The following is a 2,590-nucleotide window of genomic DNA, read 5'->3' as shown; positions in this document are numbered from 1 at the left end:
GGTGTTTCCGTCTGAAATAATCTGCGGAAATCGCCCGAGATAATCTGCGGTTTGACAAATAAAGGAGTCGACAAAACGAATACCAATAAGACCGGTAGCTAATATGCCACCTGGCTCTATTTCCGTTTTGTCGGCTCCTAATAGTTCTATGCTAATTCCAGCTCGTTACAAACTCTTGATACGCAGTGCCGGCTCTGATGGTTCCTGCCAAATCTGACGGTTCAACTGCTATCTCACTTATTTGATTTTAATAATTTGCAGCTCTTTTCATGGGTTTCATTTTCCCCGGTTCCTTGCTTTTCTGAACACTCACCCGGACCTGTCCGGCTCTTCCGTCCTTTTCAGAACCTCGTCTATTCTCCAGAACCATGACTCTCTCCTCATCTACAAGAACCACAATTTCCCTGTTACATTTCCCACAGGTAATATCTATATTACATTGTCCCTGACACTTCATCAGGATTCTGCCACATACCGGGCAGCTGACGTATCTCTTATCTTTTCTATCTATCATCATCAAAATCCTCCTGGTTGATTGTTACCATTCAACGGATAAGGGAAAGGAAAACCATTGATGATTGTGAAATAACGGATGAGTTCCGATGTGCCGAAGTCCGCACCATCCGTCCTTTGTACTTCTCGCTGATCTCTTTTTGTAACTGACTCCATTCTGTAAATTTACCGCTCCTCTACAAACCACATATTGTTATCTTCATAGAAAAGATGGCTCTCTCTTCCATTCACAATACATGTATAGCGTATTCCCACACCTCCGGCTTTTAGACTGGCCGCTCTGCGCACATCTGTTACTCTCTGTATTTCGTATACCTGGCCGTCTTTCCAGATAAAGCTCCTTGGAAGGAGCCGACCATCCTTAGTAAACTCAGCCATGACATTCACATATACCTTACAAGATGCCATAAAATCCTCCTTTCTATACGCAACTCGCCATCCAGCTCGATTACGCTTTGCTTCATCTCGCTCACGGCAGTCGCCTTTCCTTCGAAGAAATATGAAACTGCTTATGTGCAAGCACAACGCACTTCCATATTCTTCTCGGCATGTCTCGTTGCTAACCTGAAAAGTACCCATGAGGATGAACCGTATGATCTGCTTTCGCATCACAGGCTGACAAAATTCTGTCACGGTACATGAGTCCTCTCTGAATACTATAAAATCCAAATCTTCTTCGGATGACATCTACTGCATCATCCATCTTCATCTGCTTCTCTCGGAAACCCGGATCCGTGAAAAGATCCAGCTGCTCCCAGAAATAATCTGTCACAAGATCGGTTCCCCGGATTCCGATACTTCTGAGTGGCTTCTGAAAAAGCTCCGGCGAAAGCTGTTGTTTCTCATACTCATCTGCAGGCAGCCTGTAGCTTTCCTTATAAAGCCGGTACCCTGCTTCTGCGATTTCTTTTGTTATGTTGCTGGCATTCTTAAGCTTTACCTGCTTGGAAAAATGATAAAGGTCTTTGTCCCTTATACTGATTTCTACTGTCCGGCACCGGAATCCATTCTCCCTCAGTCTCGCCGCAACGCTTTCCGCCAGGATATAAAGAACAATCTTCACATCCTCATCTGTCTCCATATCCTTTGGTGTCGTTGTACTGTTACCTACGGACTTGACCGGAGCGCTGGTATTCTCAATCTTTACCGGAGACTCATCATAGCCATTGGCAAATGACCAGAGGATGCTTCCCATCTTGCCGAATCTCCCGACCAGAATTCTTTCATCCGTCTGTGCTAATCCGCCGATAGTGGTAATTCCCATGCTATATAGTTTTTTCGTCGTGGCACTTCCTACATACAGTAAATCTGACACCGGAAGCGGCCATGCTTTTTCCCGGTATTCATCCTTATTCATGGTAGTAATGGCATCCGGTTTTTTGTAATCTGATCCCAGCTTTGCAAAAATTTTGTTAAAGGACACACCGATACTCACAGTAATGCCAAGCTCCGACTTAATCCGGCCGCTGATTTCCCGGGCGATCTGATAGCCATCCCCTTTGATTCCGGCGCTGTCTGTCACATCCAGCCAGCACTCATCAATTCCATAAGGTTCCTGTCTGTCGGTATACTCTCCATAAATCTCATGGGTCATCTTAGAAAATCTCAGGTACAGATCCATCCTTGGAGGAAGAAACGTAATATCCGGACAAACCTGTTTGGCCTGCCACAGCGCCATCCCCGTTTTTACACCATGCCGCTTTGCTATATAATCAGCTGTCAGAACGATTCCATGCCTGGCTTCCGGATCGCCGCCCACCGCAACCGGCTTTCCCCGAAGCTCCGGATGATGGAGAAGCTCTACTGATGCATAAAAGCAGTTACAGTCACTGTGTAAAATTGTCCGGCTCATTCATTCACCCTCTTTCATCCACGCATTTCTGACGCTCTCATTTCTTGTGATATGTCTTTTGTCTACAATGGCTAATATAATACCATTTACAATGATATTCAAGTGAAGTTTTCTTCATGTTATCCGTCTTGATGATATTTCTATTGATTTTTCAATATTTTAATGGTATGATGTTGGGGTCAAAAGCCCCGCTATAGTACCTTGAAAAGTTCATATATTTTGTAG

Annotated in this window: 3 protein-coding genes; all 3 read right to left on the bottom strand. The window is 44.6% G+C overall.

Going from position 1 to position 2,590, the window contains the following annotated elements; all coding sequences use genetic code 11:
- Positions 1–247 precede the first annotated feature (247 nt).
- Positions 248–517 carry a hypothetical protein gene (locus tag ASU35_RS03735; protein ID WP_058351721.1) on the bottom strand — a complete coding sequence of 90 codons (270 nt, stop codon included), beginning with the start codon at positions 515–517 and terminating at the stop codon, positions 248–250.
- 161 nt (positions 518–678) lie between these two features.
- Positions 679–921 carry a hypothetical protein gene (locus tag ASU35_RS03730; protein WP_058351720.1) on the bottom strand — a complete coding sequence of 81 codons (243 nt, stop codon included), beginning with the start codon at positions 919–921 and terminating at the stop codon, positions 679–681.
- A gap of 151 nt (positions 922–1,072) precedes the next feature.
- Positions 1,073–2,365 (bottom strand): DNA polymerase IV, encoded by a 1,293-nt coding sequence (gene dinB / locus ASU35_RS03725; protein WP_058351719.1) that lies wholly within the window; start codon positions 2,363–2,365, stop codon positions 1,073–1,075.
- Positions 2,366–2,590: the final 225 nt, after the last annotated feature.

The sequence above is a fragment of the Acetivibrio ethanolgignens genome, from assembly GCF_001461035.1.
GTDB lineage: Bacteria > Bacillota > Clostridia > Lachnospirales > Lachnospiraceae > Velocimicrobium > Velocimicrobium ethanolgignens.
Note: the sequence above shows the minus strand (reverse complement) of the source record. Positions and strands in the feature narration are given on the sequence as shown.

Excerpts from the sequence above, each read along its gene's own strand:
- ASU35_RS03730 (WP_058351720.1), bottom strand. The coding sequence starts at position 921 with ATGGCATCTTGTAAGGTATATGTGAATGTCATGGCTGAGTTTACTAAG.
- dinB (WP_058351719.1), bottom strand. The coding sequence starts at position 2,365 with ATGAGCCGGACAATTTTACACAGTGACTGTAACTGCTTTTATGCATCA.
- ASU35_RS03735 (WP_058351721.1), bottom strand. The coding sequence starts at position 517 with ATGATGATAGATAGAAAAGATAAGAGATACGTCAGCTGCCCGGTATGT.